Origin of the sequence: Lentzea flaviverrucosa (genome assembly GCF_003350445.1) — a bacterium.
Taxonomy (GTDB): domain Bacteria; phylum Actinomycetota; class Actinomycetes; order Mycobacteriales; family Pseudonocardiaceae; genus Lentzea; species Lentzea californiensis.
The window spans coordinates 66,262-83,834 of sequence record NZ_QQAU01000005.1 but is presented as its reverse complement, the minus strand read 5'-3'; the positions used below and the strand labels follow the sequence as shown (position 1 = coordinate 83,834).

The window sequence follows — 17,573 nt, the reverse complement described above, 5'->3', positions numbered from 1 at the left end:
TGTATTCGTTTATCTAGTGATTGAGCAATAGAGACCAATAGTTGCGGATGAACCACCGTGCCGGTTGGCTGGCCCACGTGGCTGAAGTCGTGACGAAGGGGACGGGCGAGGTCGAGCGCACTGCCGACCGCGCACAGGTGGACGTGACGTTCGAGGCTCTCGGCGCCGAGCGCTCCGAGGCGGTGAGCACGCTCAACCAGCGCATTTCGGCCGTCGAGCCGCTGCTCGAGGAGTTCGAGGTGCGGTCGCGGCAGCTGTCCGTGCACGACAACTGGGACAACAACCAGCGCGTCGGCAGCCGCGCGTCCCAGCAGTACGTGATCTGGGTGAAGAACCTGGACCGCCTCGACGCGCTGCTGGCCGAACTCGTGCAGGCGGAACCGTCCTGGATCAACGGCCCGTCGTGGACGCTCGTCGACGACACCGAGGCGATCCGTGAGGCGCAACGGGAAGCCGTCGCGGACGCGCTGCGACGCGCCGAGGGCTACGCGACGGCGTTGGGGCGGCGGCTCGGGCCGTTGCTGCGGATCGGCGACACCGAGGGAGGCGCGCACTACCAGCCGCGCATGATGAGCGGCGCCGCGTCGTTCGAGATGGCCGGGCCCGCCGGGATGGTCGACCAGCTGAACCTGAAGGCGCAGCAGATCACCGTGTCGGCGTCGTGCACGGCCGCCTGGTCGCTGCTGGACTAGTTCCCGTCGAGCGACTCCATCGCGTGGTGCACGGCAACGGCATCGCGGTCGTCCGGACGCGCCTTGAGCCAGTTCTTGAGCCACTCGACCCGGCGCCTGGCCGCCGCTGCCAGCGTCAGCGTGATGTAGGCGCGGCGCTCCCACTCGTGCGCCGACCGCATCGCGTCGGCGGCCGGTCTCCACTCGTCGCGGAGCGTGCCGACGAGAGCGCGCGCCAGCACCGGATCTTTCTCGGGATCGACCTGCAGATCACACATTCCCCCACCCCCAGTGTCGCAGCGCTGCGACACTGTGAGTGTGCATGAGGGACTGTCGACTTCGGCAAGCCTAAGTGCGTCACCGTTCCAGAATCGCCGTGATCCCTTGACCTCCGGCGGCGCAAATGGACACGAAACCGCGTCCACTTCCCCGCTGGTGCAACAGCTTCGCCAGCGTCGCCACGATGCGGGCGCCGGTGGCGGCGAACGGGTGGCCTGCCGCGAGCGACGAGCCGTTGACGTTCAGCTTGGACCTGTCGACCTCGCCGAGTTCCTTCTCCCAGGCCTTGAGCGTGGCGAGCACCTGTGACGCGAACGCCTCGTGCACCTCGTAGAAGTCGAAGTCCTGCAGCGTGAGGCCCGCCTTGTCGAGCATGCGCGGTGCGGCGTGCACGGGTGCCATGAGCAAGCCCTCATCGCCGTGCACGTAGTCGACGGCGGCGGTCTCGGCGAACGTCAGGTAGGCGAGGACCGGGAGCTTGCGTTCGGCGGCCCACTCCTCGGTGGCGAGCAGGACCGCGGAGGCGCCGTCGGAGAGCGGGGTCGAGTTGCCGGCGGTCATCGTGTCGCCGAAGACGGGCTTGAGCTTCGCGAGCTTCTCGGCGCTGCTGTCCGGGCGGAGGTTCTGGTCGCGGGTCAGGCCGAGGTACGGGGTGACGAGGTCGTCGAAGAAGCCCTCGTCGTAGGCGCGGGCGAGGTTGCGGTGGCTGCGCGCGGTCAGTTCGTCCTGGTCCTCGCGCGTGATCTCGTACCGCGCGGCCGTGATGGCCGCGTGCTCGCCCATCGACATGCCGGTGCGCGGTTCGCCGTTGCGCGGCAGGTGCGGCACGACGTGGCCGGGACGCAGCTTCGTCAGCAGGCTGACCTTGCGGGTGCGGTTGAACTCCAGCAGGAGCTTGCGGAAGTTCTCGTTCACGCCGATAGGGGCGTCGCTGGTGGTGTCGACGCCACCCGCGATGCCCGCCTCGATCTGACCGAGCGCGATCTTGTTGGCCACGGCGATGATCGCCTGCAGGCCGGTGCCGCACGCCTGCTGGAGGTCGTACGCGGGGGTCTCCGGGCTGAGCCTGCTGCCCAGCACCGACTCGCGGACGAGGTTGAAGTCGCGCGAGTGCTTGAGCACCGCTCCCGCGACCACCTCGCCGAGCCGCTCGCCCTGCAGGCCGAAGCGGCTGACCAGGCCGTCCAGCACCGCCGTGAACATGTCCTGGTTCGACGCGGTGGCGTACGGGCCGTTCGAGCGGGCGAACGGGATGCGGTTGCCGCCGATGATCGCTACTCGCATACCGCCATACTACCTACTAGCGGGTAGACTTACTAGCGAGTAGGTTGTGTGACGTGGACAGGTACCAGAAGTTCGCAACGTCGGGGCTGGGGCGCCAGCTCGTGCGCAGGCTCGGCCTGCCGAACCCCCATCCACTCCGCCGCGACGCCGCGCTCGCCACACCGGCGCTGGTCGGCGGCGCTTCCCGACTGCCCTTCCTGAAGCAGCTGGAAACAGGCCCCGCCCCGTACGGCGCGCTGGTGTTCGACGCGTCGGAGATCGCGTCCGTCACGGACCTGCGGCAGCTGCACGACTTCTTCCACCCCGCGATCACGCAGCTCGGGCCGTGCGGACGGGTGGTCGTCATCGGGCGGTCGCCGGACTCCGTGGCACAACGGGCCATCGAGGGGTTTGTGCGATCGGTCGGCAAGGAGCTGCGCCGTGGAGGCACGGCGAATCTGGTCTACGTGGCCGACGGCGCGGAGGACGGTGCCGAGTCGACGCTGCGGTTCCTGCTGTCGGGGCGGTCCGCGTACGTGTCCGGGCAGGTCGTCCAGGTGTCCGGCAACTCGCCGACCGGCACGCTGGACGGCAAGGTCGCGCTGGTCACGGGTGCTTCGCGGGGCATCGGCGAGGCGATCGCCACGGCTCTGGGACGCGATGGCGCGCACGTGGTCTGCCTCGACGTGCCCGCCGCCGGGGCCGAGCTGTCGAAGGTCGCGAACGCCGTCGGCGGGTCGGCGTTGCAGCTCGACATCACCGGCGATCCCGCGCGGCTGACCTCGTACCTGCTGGAACGGCACGGTGGCGTCGACGTCGTCGTGCACAACGCGGGCATCACGCGCGACAAGACGTTGGCGCGCATGGACTCCTCGCTGTGGGACTCGGTGCTGGAGGTCAACCTCGCCTGCCAGGAGCGGATCAACGACGCGCTGCTGGACGGCGACGTGCTGCGCACCGGCGGGCGGATCGTCGGGGTGTCGTCGATCGCCGGCATCGCGGGCAACGTCGGCCAGACCAACTACGCCACGTCCAAGGCCGGCGTGATCGGGATGGTGCGAACGCTCGCGCCCGTGCTGGCCGCTCGCGGGGCCACGATCAACGCCGTCGCACCCGGTTTCATCGAGACGAAGATGACCGCGGCGGTGCCGTTCGCGACGCGTGAGGTCGGACGGCGGATGAACAGCCTGTCGCAGGGCGGGCTGCCCGCCGACGTCGCGGAGACCGTGGCGTGGTTCGCGTCGCCGGGATCCGGTGGCGTCAACGGGAACGTCGTGCGGGTGTGCGGCCAGATGCTCCTGGGGGCCTGATGCTGCTGCGTGCCGCCCTGACGTCGTTCCGGCGCGGGGAAACGCTTGCCGCCCAACCGGTTTCGGCCACGGTCGACGTGTCGCTGAAGCACCTGGCGGCGTACAACGCGGTGTGCGGGTTCGGGTTGCGCGACGCGTTGCCGTTGACCTACCCGCACGTGCTGGGCTTTCCGTTGCAGATGAGGCTGATGTCCGGCGCCGGGTTCCCCTTCCCGTTGCCAGGCCTCGTGCACGTCGCGAACCGGATCACGCAGTCGCGTCCGCTGACGTTGGACGAGCCCTTGGAGATCACGGTGTCCGCGCGCGATCTGCGGCCCCACCCGCAGGGCACCCAGGTCGACGTGGTGACGTCGGTTTCCGGTGTCTGGCAGGGAGTTTCGACCTACCTGCGACGCACCGGCGGCTCGTCGGGACAGAGCGACGAACTGCGGCGGCCGGTCGGGTCCGCCGTGTGGCGGGTGCCCGCCGACGTCGGACGGCGCTACGGCGCGGCGTCGGGCGACCGCAACCCGATCCACCTGCACCCGTTGAGCGCCAAGCTGTTCGGGTTCCCGCGCGCGATCGCCCACGGGATGTGGACGAAGGCCCGTTGTGTGGCCGCGCTGGAGGGGCGGCTTCCCGAGGCCGTGACGGTGGACGTCCGGTTCAAGAAGCCACTGCTCATCCCCGGTCGCGTCGAGTTCTCGGCCACCGAGGATGCTGACGGCTGGGAGTTCGCCGTGTGGGGCAAGGGGCCCCACCTGGTCGGCTCAACGACGTGACGGCGGATGCCACACGTTGCCGTCGACCAGGTCGCCGAAGCCCATCCAGACGAGGTTCATGAGGCGGGCAGCGACGACGCCGGCGGGTTCCTCGGGGTGGTCGAGCCACCAGTCCGCGAGCGACTCACCGGCCCCGACCAGCGCGGCGGCCAGCGACTCCGCCTCCAGCTTGGTCGCCGGCGCCTTCGTGGACTGGGTGAGCAGCGCCGCGACAAGTGACACCGCACGGGCGCGCATGTCCATGAGCTCGACCGCGAACGGCCCACCCTGACTGGACGCCTGCCGGTGCAGCACCATCCAGCTCGCCCGGTTCTCGCCGACGAACCCGAAGAACGCCCGCAGGCCGCTCCACAGCTGCACGTCCGGTTCCTGGTCGGGCTCGACGCCCGTCGCGATGGCCTCCATCATGCGGGTGGCCTCGCGCCGGATGCACGTCGCGAACAGCTCCTCCTTCGAGCCGAGGTAGGCGTAGAGCATCGGCTTGGAAATGCCCGCGACCTCGGAGATCTCGTCCATGGAAGCCGAGTGGAAGCCGAGCCGCGAGAATACGTCGACGGCGGCATCCATGATCTGCCGCTCACGCACGGCGCGTGGCAAGCGCTTGGCTCGACCTTCTGTGCGCATCTTCACCCCTCGGTTCGAAGCGGCAAGATTATCGGATCGGCTTGCCGCCCTATCTACTCACCAGTAGTCTTACTCGCGAGTAGGTACCAGGAGGTGTTTGTCCATGACGCTCGACCTCAGCACCGAGGCGATCGCGAAGCTCAGCCCGGCCGAGCTGATCAGCACGTTGCAGCAGATCTCGCCGGACGACCCGGCGCTGGCCGAGGTGGACATCGACGTCATCGCCCGCGGCATCGACCCCAAGAAGCTCGGCAAGGACGACTTCGCGGCGTTGCTGAACGCCCTGGGCGCGCTGGCCGACGGCGGCGCCGACCTCGACCTGTCGAAGATGGACCCGTCCAACTTCGCCCGCATCATCTCGCGCGCCTCGAAGGACCAGATCGAGGCCGTCGTCGCCGATCCCGCGCTGCGCGTGCGCGTGCTGGACGAGGTGTTCCGCCGCATGGAGGTCCACTTCCGCTCGGACCGGGCCGGTGCGACCAAGGCCGTCGTGCACTTCCACGTGCTGGAAGACGTCTACGAGGCCATCATCGAGAACGCCGAGTGCACCATCAACAAGGGCGTGACGCGCGAGGCCCGTGCCATCGTGACGCTGACGCCCGCCGACTTCCTGAAGCTCGCGACCGGCAACGCCTCCGCGCCCGTGCTGTTCATGACGGGCAAGCTGAAGGTCAAGGGCGACCTGGGGTTCGCGGCCGGGTTCATGAGCCTGTTCAACATCCCGAAGGCTTAGGAGACTTCTTGTGGGTGGCTTCTCGCTCGAGCTGAACGAAGACCAGACCGACCTGCGCGACTGGGTGCACGGCTTCGCTCGTGACGTGATCAGGCCGGCGGCCTCCGAGTGGGACGAGCGCGAGGAGACGCCGTGGCCGGTGATCCAGGAGGCGGCGAAGATCGGCCTCTACGGTTTCGAGGCCCTCGCGACCTGGTTCGCCGACCCGATCGGCCTCTCGCTGCCCATCGCGACCGAGGAACTCTTCTGGGGCGACGCCGGAATCGCGCTGGCCCTGATGGGCACCGGCCTCGCCGTGGCGGGGATCTTCGCGTCCGGTGAGCCGGAACAGCTGGCCGAGTGGGTGCCGGAGTGCTTCGGCGACGAGAGCGACCCGAAGCTGGCCGCGTTCTGCGCCTCCGAACCCCAGGCGGGCTCCGACGTGGCCGGCTACCGGACTCGCGCGCGTTACGACGAGGCCACCGACGAGTGGGTGATCAACGGCCAGAAGGCCTGGGCCACCAACGGCGGCATCGCGAACGTCCACGTCGTGACCGCCGTGCTGGACCCGTCGCTGGGCTCCCGCGGCCAGGCCGGTTTCATCATCCCGCCGGGCACCCCGGGCCTGTCGTCCCCCGGCAAGATCAAGAAGCACGGCATGCGCGCCTCCCACACGGCCGACGTGTTCTTCGACGACGTCCGCGTACCCGGCCGCTGCGTCCTCGGCGGCCGCGAACGCGTCGAAGCACGCCTCGCCCGCGCCCGCGAAGGCCAGAAGTCCGGCGGCCAGGCAGCGATGGCCACCTTCGAGACCACGCGCCCGACCGTGGGCGCCATGGCCGTGGGCGTCGCCCGCGCCGCCTACGAGTACTCCCTCGACTACGCGAAGGACCGCGAGGCGTTCGGGCGCAAGATCATCGAGAACCAGTCGATCGCGTTCGACCTCGCGAACATGCGGATGGAGATCGACGCCGCCCGGCTGCTCGTGTGGCGCGCGGCCTGGATGGGCCGCAACAACGTGCCGTTCACCGCGGGCGAGGGGTCGATGTCCAAGCTCAAGGCGTCCGAGGTGTCGGTGTGGGCGACCGAGCGGGCGATCCACATCCTCGGTGGGGCCGGGTACACCCGCGAGCACCCCGTCGAGCGGATGCACCGGGACTCGAAGATCTTCACCATCTTCGAGGGGACCTCGGAGATCCAGCGGTTGGTCGTGTCGCGGGCGATCTCCGGGATGCAGATCAGATAGCTGGTGACGGGCGCCTCCGTGTCGCCCGCTTCCCACGTAACGCCTCGACCACGGCAACACACCTCACATTGGCGCGAAGACCCACTCCTCCTGCCGCATCGGAAATCCTGAGGTGTCCCACAGGTTCATTCATCAAGGTCTAACCTGAGCTGCTCCACGGGGGGCGATTCAATCTCACCCAAGAACGCGATCTTGATCGACTTCTCTCCGTACGAAACTGCGATAGTCGACGAAATACCGTCGATTCGAAATTCGTAAATTGGAGAAAGTCTACTCAGCCGCACCGGCGGCACTATTGGCACCTCAACAACCCGGTTCGACCTGAGGACGGGAAGATTGCCCTCGAACTGACCTGCGTCACCATACTCAGGAAATAGAGAACTCTGCTCGATTCTTGGACCAGAGGACGTCTTCCTGTTTTCCTCACCCAACCGCGAACGGCCCACAACGGGGCGATCCTGAGTACTGACAAGAAAAATACCCTTCTCAAAACCACCTCGTCTGGCACGCTTGGCCGCAGCTACCGAGATTACATTTTCCAAGTCTGTACCCAAAGTCGAGCACATCCCATACAACACCTCCAGCACATCAGCCATCTCTCCAACAAGAGAGGGCAGCCCTCTCGCGGACCGCACTTCCAAGGCCTCTTCTATCAGCTTTTGTTTTAACAGGTCTAGCGCAAATTCCGGTGGCGCCTCACGCGTTTCTACATCCTCCCCGCGCGACTCGATTATCTCCGGTATCTGATCACGGACGAGCTTCCCGAAACGCAACACGCGTCCCGGGTCGTCTGACATCAAATCCCGGCAAGTGACGTTGACCCCGGCTCTACGAAGTATGTAGTACGGATGCGAGAGCGGGCTTCCATTCAGCACCACAATAAGCCCGAATCGTTGTGCAACACTGGCGAGCAACGAGACGAAGCCTTTGTCGCGAATCAGGTCAGAATTCGGGATAACCTCGATGCAACACCCTGGTTCTATCTCCCCATGGTTTGCCAGCAACTCCACGCGACGCAATTCTTCTCGGCTGCGGACAACATTTTCGATGACGCGCCCGTCTATACTGGGAGTCAGCTCCATATTCAGATCATTAGTGTGATGGAACCAAGGAAGGCAATCAGGGTGACCGCTGTTGGGGCGGATACCCAAGAACCACATTGCGTGCGTCGGACAGTTCTCTCTCACCGCCAGAGCGAAGGTACCATGAGCGATCCTCGCGAGTTGCGCGTCAGTGGCAGATGACTTCCAGTCCCAAGGCGCACCTGCACGCTTCGGAAACCAATCGCCGTCAGGCCCGACATCCAGGTAGCCCTCCTTGTATCGAATACTTCTCTTAGCTACCTCTCCTGTTGAAGACTGCACTTCGAACGAGTCATGACTTCCCCAGGCAAGACCTTCAGGAACTCCCCATGTCGAGTCTATTCGAACTCGATCTGTAGTCGGGTCCGCATAAGCCCACGCGCACGCCTGAGCAGGAATGAAGCGATGAAGAAGAACCCGCCATGACGCGGGGTCCACCCTTTCGGACTCCATGCGTTCGACAACGTCCGAAAAAAATCCCTCGAGCACTTCAACCGACAAGACCGTGCTGGTGCGTGGCAGCATGAATTGCGCGTCGCCATCAATGTCTGTGCGAGCAACCACGCCACCCTTTACCATGATCCCAAGGTCGCGCCTCAATAATTCGAGGAATCCAGTATCGTTTGTCTTCGAAGAAACAAGATCCGAACCGTGTATGACATAGAGTGTCGCCGTAGGGAGTCCAAGTTCTGCGTACTCCCGCTGAACAAGCAACTTTTGCGAGGTGGGCTCTGCATCGCTTGCCAGTCCGACCACTTCAAACCTGGAAGAAGCCGCAAGAGGCGGGCTCGAAGCCCAGGCACTCGCCGGAGCAGCTCCTTCGATGGCGACTTCTGGGTCGAGCTGAACCAAGAACAGGATCTCATCTGCCCAGATCCATTCGAGGTGGAGCCTTCGACTCGCCTGTGAGTAGTATCGCGCAACGCGCCACAGATTTTCAAAGAGCAGCGACTCATCAGGAGCCACGAGTGGCATCTGATCGTCGGCCACGCCCGGTTTCGGCGTAAAACGCTCTAGCAGCTGGCGACCTTTTACATTTGCCTCACACAGCCAGATATCATTCCTTCTCGCCACTCGACGCTCATTTGAGAGATGACCTTCCGCTGACGCTACCAGCATTGGTTGAATAACGACCGCGATCGCACGGTGCTCACCAGATCGCGTCGCCTCCTCCCAAATTTTAATCAAGGTCGCGCGCACACTCGCTGGATCATCCGCACATTCAATCGAGGTCAGCAAGCCCCGCATATCGATGCCTTCATCGGGACCACTCGTCCGAAGCAGAAACCTCCCCCTATACCGAATCCCCCTGCGCTCACACGCTCCACGAAGATCCTCAGAAAACTTGAATACAAGCTGGTCAGGCAGGCATTCGACCAACAGATCAACAGCCTGATCGAGGAGATTTCGCGAGGCGATCGAAGAGAAATCTTCATGAAGTGATCTGTGCAGAAATATACTTGGAGGACGCCAGAGAGCTGGCATCACGGACAGGCCAGCTGCTTTCTGCCCGTAGTCTTCCGAATTTACTTCTTGCGCCTGGGAGTCCAAAGAGTACTTATACATACCAGCACTTGGGTCATTTTTCATGGCTCGCCTTCGACCCCACTCTCGTAAATATCGCCTCACGAACCATTTTGCCGCTGCTCGTCACCTTCTTTTTTCGCCACTCCTCTTGAGTCGCCGAAAAGGTTGCGGGCTAGTTCAGCGAGCTTGGCGACGACGGAGTCAGAAAAATAGCCGACCAGGAAAGCCAGGCCAACAACAGTGCGGCCGTCCTTAAAGAAGGCAGCGTTGAGTACTGCCAGAAGGCCACTTTCTATGAGCAATACGACCGCGAATGCGAGTCCCGCAGAAAGATGCGGAGTAAAAAGTCTCCACAATCGCCTGTCTTGATGCCAGGTGCCGTGGGCAACAGAGTGATACAGCCATTTCACTGAAAAGAGGCATCCACCGAGCATGCCTCCCAGCCAAGCGTACGCATAATGGGCGATCGTCTTGAAGACGGCCTCGTCGAGACCTAAGGTGAGGCTTCGCGTGACGACAATCAGCATTCCGATCGGCGCTGCAGTCAGGATTACTGCAACATATATCGACTCAACGGCAATGGACCTTCGAGCTATCTTGTCCTGGTATCTACTTAAGTATTGCCCTGGCTGACGGCCATCCGTCAGATCCTGAGGAGCAAAGCCATGTTCGGCAGTAGGTGCCTCAGGTTGCGCATCCGACGTTTCACCTGGATCAGGTTCCGAGAGAGACGAAGCCACTGTGTGCTCTCCCTGTCGCCTCAAGTAGTCGCAAAACAGTATTATTTGAGGTGGTCAGCCTGCTGTCGCGACGCCAGAAAGGTTCGCCGAGATCAAGCTCCTGAGCAATCAGCTGCCTAAAGAACTGACTGGGAATATTCTTGCCATGCGCAGCGTAGCGCTGACCACCTGGTTCACGCAGGTAAAGATACGACTCACCGGGAGCGCACTTCATTCGCGCTTCCGCAACAGAGTCCACTGACTCCCAGAGCAAGCTTGGAGCGCGCTCGACAGCGAGCCGGCGCAAATCTAGGGAAACCGGGACCAAATGAAGATGAGCGTGGTCGATTGAACAGCCGACTGCGGAGCCACGAAAAGTCGCACCATGTTCAAACTCGTACACTGGCGACTTGTACACACTCGAAACGCTACGGCTGAGGTCTGCGCAAAATTCTTCAAAATTTCGCACCTCATCACTGCCCAATTCACCCAAGTTGAGATGGTGACGACGTGGCAACGCCAAGACCCAGCCTTCTACCAAGGCACCCAAGGATGCCCAACTCACGAACGAGTCGGTCTGGGTGAGCGGTGTGTCTACCAGGCGTGACGGGTTGTAGGCAGGTTCCGACTGCTCGCAGAAGTGACAAGACTGCACACGTCCCCCTTCCATCTAGGGTGAGAGCCGTCAGCTTACGACCATGCAGCGGTGACGGCAGCTATATACGCGCCACGAACATCGCAGGATCTAGCTGCGGTCAAGCCTTCGCCGCTCAGAGGCGTGCAGGCAGACAAGTCGACGTCGCCTTGGACAGGACCGCGCGTCACCTGGCTCTGCGTCGACGGGCTGGGCTTCACGCCGTGTCCACGCGTCTCTCGCCCCTGCTGCTCCGTTTAACGTCTCCAACCGCTGCTTCGTCGATGCCCTTGCGAAGGCCGCGCTGCTGCATGCAATGTCCCAGACTGCTGGGATGTGTGATCCACCTTCAGTCACACCAGGTGTCGCGGACGTAACGAAGCGGTCGCTTTGACTAACACCGTGTTCCGCTGCGCTGATCAACTCCGGTAGGTCGGCGTTATGGGGATCGTGGCGTTCTTGAACGTGTTACTGATAGCCGCCGCAGCCCCTTGCCTGAGCCGCGAGCAGTGTCCGTCGTGTCTGCACGTAGAGTCCAAAAGCGACTCGGCGAGCTACCTGCCGGAGGACGTGTAGGTGACCGCGGGTCAGCGCCGCGTTGGTCGGGAGGGGCTGCATTCGCCTGACGTCTCGTGCATGCGTTGCGGGGTGGTGTCGTGAAGGGGCTGAAGTGATGGGCCGCCGTTGCGTCCGCGTGATCATCGTCGTGTCGGGGCGGCTATGGCGTGGCGTTGCTGCCGACGTGGGCGACGTGCTGGCAGCCATCGCGTTCGCATTTGGGCCGGGTTCAACGTCGGGTTCGCTGGGATCCGCCCGCAGGATCGAGGAGAGCCGTCAGAGCGGCAGCGTCAGGACCGCGCCCACGCGCTTGAGCTCGCGGCTGTGGACGGCCAGCAGCACCGTGTCCTGCGGGCGGCGGAAGTGCAGCACCACGAAGTTCGGGTGCGGCGGGTCCTGGTCGACGATCTGCTCGACACGGCCCTCGTCGTTGCTGAAGACGATCCGCTCGTCCCAGATGATCTTGGTGGGGCCGAAGAACAGCTCGCCCTCCTGCCATTCACCGTCCAGGAAGACGTCGCCGTCGCCGCGCGTGTGGTCGTCGCCGGACGGGCCGAACGCCTCGCCGAGCACGCCCCCGAGAATTTCGAACAGAGCAGACATGACGTTTCCCCCTTCGTTGCCACGGAAACGAGCTGGGCGCCCAGCTGGTTCCCGCAGGATCTCAGAGGTCTAGCCGAACGGCTGGCCGGCTTCGCGCAGCCAGGCGCGCTCGCGCGAGTGGTCCGGCATGGCGGGCCAGCCGTTGATCCTCGCGATCAGGACCCAGTACCGCTCGGCACGCGGGTCCGCGAAGTCGGAGAGCTCGCGCAGCCGTTCGACGAGGCTGTCGTCGTTCGGCAGGCCCAATGCCTCCGCCCAGTTGGCGTTCACGCGCTCCACGACCTCGCGGGCCTCTGCGGACTCCGGCGTGATGCCCGCGTCGAGAGCCTCACGCGCCTGGGCGATCGCGAAGTTGAACGCCTCCATCTGACCGTCCCCTGGCGGGCTCATGTCCGCCCCGGCCCGGCGCTGTTCCTCGTGCTGCTGGGACATCCGCTTGACCGTCGCGCGGAAGTCCGGGTCCTGCACGAGCTTCGCGAGCTCGACCCACGCCTCCAGCTGCTCGGTCGACGGGTCGTCCGGCAGCTCGATCCGCACGGATCGCATGTGCTGCTCGAACTGCGGATCCAGCTCGTAGGGCCCGAACACCTCCTCGAAGAAGTCGTCGAGGATGCGCTGGCGCTCCTCGTCCGACATGCGTGCCAACTCGTTCATCAGTTCCATCTCCCCTCCCTTGGCGACGGCGCGCAGGACGGCGCGGCGCAACCGCAACGTCTTCATCTGCGCGTCGATCGCGTCTGCGTGTGCACGCGCCACGTCGGTCACCGACACCTCACGGGCCAGCACGCGGCCCGCGGTCGGCAGGTCGACGCCCAGGTCCCTGAGCGTGCGGACGAGTTTCAGCCTCGCCAGCGCGTCGGTGTCGTAGGTGCGGTAGCCGCCGGTGGTCCTGTCCGTGGGCGGGATGAGGCCCGAGTCGGAGTAGAACCTGATGGTGCGGACGGTGAGTCCGGTCATCCTGGCGAGCTCGCCGATCTGGTAGCGCGTCACGGGGACAACTCTGCAGTCTCCAGTTGCTGGAGAGTCAACCTGTTAGACCGAACGGGTTAGTGACGGAGTCGCGTGAGCTGTGAAACCGTAGGCCGCGTCGGTATCGCCTGGGGGCAAACATCGATTCACGACCTTCGTCGAAGGTCTGTTCGGTGCGCGCCGACCTGATCGTTCTCTGGGGGAACACATGCGCGGGTTTTCGCGTGCACTGAAAGTCGCCATCGGTGGCGCAGCTCTGCTCGGCGCCCTGGGCGCACCGGCGAGTGCCGCGGAGGCGGCGCCGGCTCCGGTGATCTGCTTCAGCGGCCACGTCCAGGACGTCGGCTGGCAGCCCTTGAACTGCGACAACGACGGTGACTGGGCCTTCGCGGGTTCGACCGGCCTCAACTTCAGACTCGAGGCGATCCGTGTCACCGCCTACAACACGGGCGGCTTGACCTGCGTCCGGGCACACGTCCAGGACGAAGGCTGGCGCGACCAGGTCTGCTTGCCGGACGGCCTGTCCGCCGAGGTCGGCACGACCGGCAAGAACCGGAGGATCGAGGCTCTCTCGTTCAGCAACGGCGCACGGAGCCTGTGCGTCGAGGGCCACGTGCAGGACGTCGGGTGGACGGGCGAGAGCTGCAAGCCCGCGGGCGAGCTCAACGTCGTCGGCACCACGGGTGCAGGCCTGCGACTGGAAGCCGTCAGGGCCACCGTTCAGCAGTAGAGCAAAAAGGTCGTGAGTGCTTTCCGTTGCCACAGCAACGGAAAGCACTCACGACCGGCTTTCAGTACGTCATCGCGATGCCCGGCTCGGCCAGCAGCGCGCCGACGTCGGCCAGGAACTGCGAACCCTGCTGCCCGTCGACCACGCGGTGGTCGAAGGAGAGCGCGAGCTGGCAGATCTTGCGGATCTTGATCTCGCCGTCGACCACCCACGGCATGTCGCGGATCGCGCCCAGCGCGAGGATCGCGGACTCGCCGGGGTTGAGGATCGGCGTGCCGGTGTCGACGCCGAAGACGCCGACGTTGGTGATCGTGATGGTGCCGTTCATCATGTCGGCCGGCGACGTCTTGCCCTCACGGGCGACCGTGGCGAGCTCGTCGAGCGCGATCGCCAGTTCCTTCAACGACATCCGGTCGGCGTCGCGGACCTTCGGCACCACCAGGCCGCGCGGCGTCGCCGCCGCGATGCCCAGGTGGACGTAGTCCTTGTAGACGATCTCGTTCGCCGCCGCGTCCCACGTCGCGTTGACGTCCGGCGTGCGGCGGGCCGCGAGGATGATCGCCTTCGCGCAGAACGCGAGGGGCGTCAGCTTCACGCCGCGGAACTCCGGCGCGTTCTTCAGGCGTGCGCGCAGTTCCATCATCGGCGTCACGTCGACCGTCAGGAACTCGGTGACGTGCGGTGCGGTGAACGCGCTGTCCACCATCGCCTGCGCGGTCGCCTTGCGGACGCCCTTGATGGGCACCCGGCGTTCGCGCGAGCCGTTGTCCACAACGGACTGCGCGGGAGCGGCAGCCGGTGCGGAGACAGCGGTTTCGACGTCCTCACGGGTGATCACGCCGCCGGGGCCGGAGCCCGTGAGCGCGTGCAGGTCGACGCCGAGGTCCTTGGCCAGCTTGCGCACCGGCGGCTTGGCCAGCGGCACGTACCCGCCGGGAGCCTGCACCGGAGCTGCGACCACGACCGGAGCCGGGGGTGCCACGACCGGAGCCGGCGCGGGCGGGGCCACGACGGCTGCGGCCGGTGCTGCGGCGGGCGCGTCCTTGCGGGCGCGACGCTTGGCCGTACCGGACTTCGGGCCGTAGCCGACGAGCGTCGCGATGCGCCCGCCCGGCATCTCCTCGCCGATCTTGCCGGACGAGGCGCCGTTCGACTCCGCCGCGACCGGAGCCGGGGCAGGTGCGGCCGCGCCACCGGGGTCGGTGTCGATCGTGATGATCGGGACGCCGACCTCGACGGTCTGACCGGGCTCCGCGAGGAGCTCGGTCACGACGCCGGCCCACGGGCACGGCAGCTCGACGGCGGCCTTGGCCGTCTCGATCTCGACGATGATCTGGTTGACCTTGACGGTGTCACCGGGCTTAACGTGCCAGGTGAGGATCTCGGCCTCGGTCAGCCCCTCTGCCGTGTCGGGCAGGGGGAATTGCTTGTACTGCGGCATTTCCGGTTGTCCCCTTACCAGGCGAGAGAGCGGTCGACGGCGTGCAGCACCCGGTCGAGGTCGGGGAGGAACTCCTCCTCGAGCTTCGAGGGCGGGTACGGGGTGTCGAAACCGGTCACCCGCAGCACCGGTGCCTGCAGGGAGTAGAAGCACTCCTGCTGGACCTTCGCTGCAATCTCGCTGCTGATCGAGGACTCGGACGGCGCCTCGGACACGACGATCAGGCGACCGGTGCGGCGCACCGAGTCGTAGACCGGCGCGAGGTCCAGCGGCGACAGCGTGCGGAGGTCGATGACCTCCAGGGAGGTGCCGTCCTCCGCTGCCGCGTTGGCCGCGTCCAGCGACGTCCTGACCATCGGGCCGTACGCGACCAGCGTCGCGTCCGTGCCGGAGCGCAGCACGCGCGACTCGAACAGCTTGCCGGGCTGGGCCGTGGTGTCGACCTCGCCCTTCTCGTAGTAACGGCGCTTGGGCTCGAAGAACAGCACCGGGTCGTCGCTGTCGATCGCCTGCTGGATCATCCAGTACGCGTCGGCCGGGTTCGAGCACGAGACGACCTTGAGGCCGGCGGTGTGCGCGAAGTACGACTCGGGCGACTCCGAGTGGTGCTCGACCGCACCGATGCCGCCACCGAACGGCACGCGGATCACGATGGGCAGCTTGATCTTGCCCTGGGTGCGGTAGTGCAGCTTCGCGACCTGCGACACGATCTGGTCGAAGCCCGGGAAGATGAAGCCGTCGAACTGGATCTCGCACACCGGGCGGTAGCCGCGGATCGCGAGGCCCACGGCGGTGCCGATGATGCCGGACTCCGCGAGCGGCGTGTCGAGCACGCGCTGCTCACCGAAGTCCTTCTGCAGGCCGTCGGTGATTCGGAAGACGCCACCGAGCTTGCCGATGTCCTCGCCCATCATGATGACCTTGGGGTTGGCCTCCATGGCCGCCCGCAAGCCCATGTTGAGCGCCTTGGAGATCGTGAGCGTCTGCACCGGGGACGCCGGAGCAGCAGCCGAGGAACGGTCCATGGTCGGAGCAGCCATCAGTGCTCACCTCCAGCAAAACCCGAGACGTAGTCGAGGAATTCGTCGCGCTGCGCTTCGAGGTTGTGGTTCCCCTCGGCGTAGACGTTGCTGAAGATCCGTTCAGCGGGCGGGTCGGGCATGTTCGTGCAGAACTCCCGCAGCTCCTCGCCCAGCTTGTCGGCGTCGGCCTCGACGCCCTCGAAGAACTCGTGGTCGGCCCACTGCTGGCGGACCAGGTAGACCTTCACGCGCTCGATCGGGTCCTTGAGCTTCCACATCTCGAGCTCGTCCGACAGCCGGTAGCGCGTCGGGTCGTCGGAGGTGGTGTGCGCGTCCATCCGGTAGGTGAACGCCTCGATCAGGATCGGGCCGTTGCCGTGGCGGCACTCGTCCAGCGCCCACTTCGTCACGGCGAGCGTCGCGAGGACGTCGTTGCCGTCGACGCGGATGCCGGGGAAGCCGTAGCCGCGGGCGCGCTGGTACAGCGGCAGGCGCGACTGGCGCTCGGTGGGCTCGGAGATGGCCCACTGGTTGTTCTGGCAGAAGAAGACGAGAGGTGCGTCGTAGACCGCGGCCCACACGAAGCCCTCGTGCACGTCACCCTGGCTGGTCGCGCCGTCGCCGAAGAAGCACATGGTGGCTTCTCCCTCGTCGTCGCCGACCTTGCCGTCGAACTTCTGGCCCATCGCGTAGCCGGCCGCGTTGAGGACCTGGTTGCCGATGACGATCGTGTACGGGTGGAAGCGCTTCTCGACCGGGTCCCAGGTGCCCTGGTCGGTCCCGCGGAAGATGCCGAGCAGCTCCGTCGGGTTGATCCCGCGCGTCCACGCGATGCCGTGCTCGCGGTAGCTCGGGAACGCCATGTCGGTCTGGCGCATCGCACGGCCGGCACCGATCTGCGCGGCCTCCTGGCCGAGCAGCGGCACCCAGATGCCGAGCTGGCCCTTGCGCTGCAGGGCGTTCGCCTCGCGGTCGACCCGGCGGATCAGGACCATGTCGCGGTACAGACCGCGCAGTTCCTCCGGCGTGATGTCGATGTCGAAGTCCGGGTGCTGGACCCGCTCACCCTCCGGGGTGAGCAGCTGCACCAGGTCGGCACCGCCCTCGTCTGTCGCTCGCAAGCCTGCGATCACCTGTTCCGCTGTCGGTTTTGCGGCAGTGGCGGCCGGCGCTGCATCCGGCTCAGGGTGCGTCCATTGCTCAGGGGACGACATGCGCCTTCTCCTCTGTCTTCTCCGACCGCCTGATCGCTCGTGACGACCTCGTGCGGCGACGTCGGCGGTCGCCGCCAACCCTGTGGGGCCGGAGGCAGCCGTCGACGGTGACGGTGGCTTACGACCACATCCTGACACGGCCTCACCCGAGTTGGTGAGACCCGTCCCACTTCGTAACACACGAGTCAACGTTCTGATCAGCGACAAC

Annotated in this window: 16 protein-coding genes; 6 read left to right on the top strand and 10 right to left on the bottom strand. The window is 65.5% G+C overall.

Annotation, left to right across the window (positions count from 1 at the left end; genetic code table 11):
* The first annotated feature begins 77 nt into the window (after positions 1-77).
* On the top strand, positions 78-692 hold the full coding sequence (locus tag DFR72_RS17055) for an SIMPL domain-containing protein (protein ID WP_090066357.1): 615 nt from the start codon (positions 78-80) through the stop codon (positions 690-692).
* Here the strand turns inward: DFR72_RS17055 and DFR72_RS17050 are convergent.
* Both DFR72_RS17050 and DFR72_RS17045 read right to left on the bottom strand, forming a co-directional pair.
* Entirely contained in the window at positions 689-949 is a 261-nt protein-coding gene (locus tag DFR72_RS17050; protein WP_114773695.1) for a hypothetical protein, read from the bottom strand. The two genes, DFR72_RS17055 and DFR72_RS17050, sit on opposite strands and share 4 nt — an antisense overlap.
* 79 nt (positions 950-1,028) lie before the next feature.
* Positions 1,029-2,234 (bottom strand): acetyl-CoA C-acetyltransferase, encoded by a 1,206-nt coding sequence (locus DFR72_RS17045; RefSeq protein ID WP_090066241.1) that lies wholly within the window; start codon positions 2,232-2,234, stop codon positions 1,029-1,031.
* A 53-nt stretch (positions 2,235-2,287) separates the two neighbouring features.
* Between DFR72_RS17045 and DFR72_RS17040 the strand changes: the two genes are divergently transcribed.
* Together DFR72_RS17040 and DFR72_RS17035 are read left to right on the top strand one after the other, a co-directional pair.
* A complete protein-coding gene (locus tag DFR72_RS17040; RefSeq protein ID WP_090066242.1) occupies positions 2,288-3,523 on the top strand; it encodes a 3-oxoacyl-ACP reductase in 1,236 nt (411 codons plus the stop codon).
* On the top strand, positions 3,523-4,284 hold the full coding sequence (locus DFR72_RS17035) for a MaoC family dehydratase (protein ID WP_090066243.1): 762 nt from the start codon (positions 3,523-3,525) through the stop codon (positions 4,282-4,284). The genes DFR72_RS17040 and DFR72_RS17035 overlap by 1 nt, the downstream gene beginning before the upstream one ends.
* Here the strand turns inward: DFR72_RS17035 and DFR72_RS17030 are convergent.
* On the bottom strand, positions 4,273-4,908 hold the full coding sequence (locus tag DFR72_RS17030) for a TetR/AcrR family transcriptional regulator (protein ID WP_090066358.1): 636 nt from the start codon (positions 4,906-4,908) through the stop codon (positions 4,273-4,275). The genes DFR72_RS17035 and DFR72_RS17030 overlap by 12 nt on opposite strands.
* A 103-nt stretch (positions 4,909-5,011) precedes the next feature.
* Here DFR72_RS17030 and DFR72_RS17025 point away from each other — a divergent pair, with 103 nt between their 5' ends.
* Complete coding sequence (locus DFR72_RS17025; RefSeq protein ID WP_090066244.1) at positions 5,012-5,641, top strand: SCP2 sterol-binding domain-containing protein; 630 nt, start codon at positions 5,012-5,014, stop codon at positions 5,639-5,641.
* A gap of 10 nt (positions 5,642-5,651) precedes the next feature.
* On the top strand, positions 5,652-6,866 hold the full coding sequence (locus tag DFR72_RS17020; RefSeq protein ID WP_090066245.1) for an acyl-CoA dehydrogenase family protein: 1,215 nt from the start codon (positions 5,652-5,654) through the stop codon (positions 6,864-6,866).
* Between the two features lie 125 nt (positions 6,867-6,991).
* On the opposite strand, the gene DFR72_RS44990 is transcribed toward DFR72_RS17020, so the two are convergent.
* From DFR72_RS44990 to DFR72_RS17010, 4 genes are all read right to left on the bottom strand, one after another.
* A complete protein-coding gene (locus tag DFR72_RS44990) occupies positions 6,992-9,538 on the bottom strand; it encodes a nucleoside triphosphate pyrophosphohydrolase (RefSeq protein WP_143086725.1) in 2,547 nt (848 codons plus the stop codon).
* Between the two features lie 35 nt (positions 9,539-9,573).
* Positions 9,574-10,215: a hypothetical protein gene (locus tag DFR72_RS44985; protein ID WP_143086726.1), complete on the bottom strand. Its 642-nt coding sequence runs from the start codon at positions 10,213-10,215 to the stop codon at positions 9,574-9,576.
* 1,447 nt (positions 10,216-11,662) lie between these two features.
* Positions 11,663-11,989, bottom strand: a complete 327-nt coding sequence (locus DFR72_RS17015) for a hypothetical protein (RefSeq protein ID WP_143086727.1) — start codon at positions 11,987-11,989, stop codon at positions 11,663-11,665.
* A 69-nt stretch (positions 11,990-12,058) separates the two neighbouring features.
* Positions 12,059-12,979, bottom strand: coding sequence for a helix-turn-helix domain-containing protein (locus DFR72_RS17010; RefSeq protein ID WP_090066247.1), 921 nt, complete (start codon positions 12,977-12,979; stop codon positions 12,059-12,061).
* Between the two features lie 187 nt (positions 12,980-13,166).
* Between DFR72_RS17010 and DFR72_RS17005 the strand changes: the two genes are divergently transcribed.
* Complete coding sequence (locus DFR72_RS17005) at positions 13,167-13,688, top strand: hypothetical protein (RefSeq protein WP_090066248.1); 522 nt, start codon at positions 13,167-13,169, stop codon at positions 13,686-13,688.
* A 61-nt stretch (positions 13,689-13,749) separates the two neighbouring features.
* Here DFR72_RS17005 and DFR72_RS17000 read toward each other — a convergent pair whose 3' ends face one another.
* The 3 genes from DFR72_RS17000 to pdhA are packed head-to-tail and all read right to left on the bottom strand — an operon-like array spanning position 13,750 to position 17,365.
* Complete coding sequence (locus DFR72_RS17000; RefSeq protein ID WP_090066249.1) at positions 13,750-15,129, bottom strand: dihydrolipoamide acetyltransferase family protein; 1,380 nt, start codon at positions 15,127-15,129, stop codon at positions 13,750-13,752.
* A gap of 14 nt (positions 15,130-15,143) precedes the next feature.
* Complete coding sequence (locus DFR72_RS16995; protein ID WP_090066250.1) at positions 15,144-16,169, bottom strand: alpha-ketoacid dehydrogenase subunit beta; 1,026 nt, start codon at positions 16,167-16,169, stop codon at positions 15,144-15,146.
* Complete coding sequence (pdhA, locus tag DFR72_RS16990; protein WP_090066251.1) at positions 16,169-17,365, bottom strand: pyruvate dehydrogenase (acetyl-transferring) E1 component subunit alpha; 1,197 nt, start codon at positions 17,363-17,365, stop codon at positions 16,169-16,171. Before pdhA ends, DFR72_RS16995 begins: the two co-directional genes overlap by 1 nt.
* Between the last annotated feature and the right edge of the window lie 208 nt (positions 17,366-17,573).

Excerpts from the sequence above, each read along its gene's own strand:
- DFR72_RS17050 (WP_114773695.1), bottom strand. The coding sequence starts at position 949 with ATGTGTGATCTGCAGGTCGATCCCGAGAAAGATCCGGTGCTGGCGCGC.
- DFR72_RS17045 (WP_090066241.1), bottom strand. The coding sequence starts at position 2,234 with ATGCGAGTAGCGATCATCGGCGGCAACCGCATCCCGTTCGCCCGCTCG.
- DFR72_RS17035 (WP_090066243.1), top strand. The coding sequence starts at position 3,523 with ATGCTGCTGCGTGCCGCCCTGACGTCGTTCCGGCGCGGGGAAACGCTT.
- DFR72_RS17030 (WP_090066358.1), bottom strand. The coding sequence starts at position 4,908 with ATGCGCACAGAAGGTCGAGCCAAGCGCTTGCCACGCGCCGTGCGTGAG.
- DFR72_RS17025 (WP_090066244.1), top strand. The coding sequence starts at position 5,012 with ATGACGCTCGACCTCAGCACCGAGGCGATCGCGAAGCTCAGCCCGGCC.
- DFR72_RS44990 (WP_143086725.1), bottom strand. The coding sequence starts at position 9,538 with ATGAAAAATGACCCAAGTGCTGGTATGTATAAGTACTCTTTGGACTCC.
- DFR72_RS17015 (WP_143086727.1), bottom strand. The coding sequence starts at position 11,989 with ATGTCTGCTCTGTTCGAAATTCTCGGGGGCGTGCTCGGCGAGGCGTTC.
- DFR72_RS17005 (WP_090066248.1), top strand. The coding sequence starts at position 13,167 with ATGCGCGGGTTTTCGCGTGCACTGAAAGTCGCCATCGGTGGCGCAGCT.
- DFR72_RS17000 (WP_090066249.1), bottom strand. The coding sequence starts at position 15,129 with ATGCCGCAGTACAAGCAATTCCCCCTGCCCGACACGGCAGAGGGGCTG.
- DFR72_RS16995 (WP_090066250.1), bottom strand. The coding sequence starts at position 16,169 with ATGGCTGCTCCGACCATGGACCGTTCCTCGGCTGCTGCTCCGGCGTCC.
- pdhA (WP_090066251.1), bottom strand. The coding sequence starts at position 17,365 with ATGTCGTCCCCTGAGCAATGGACGCACCCTGAGCCGGATGCAGCGCCG.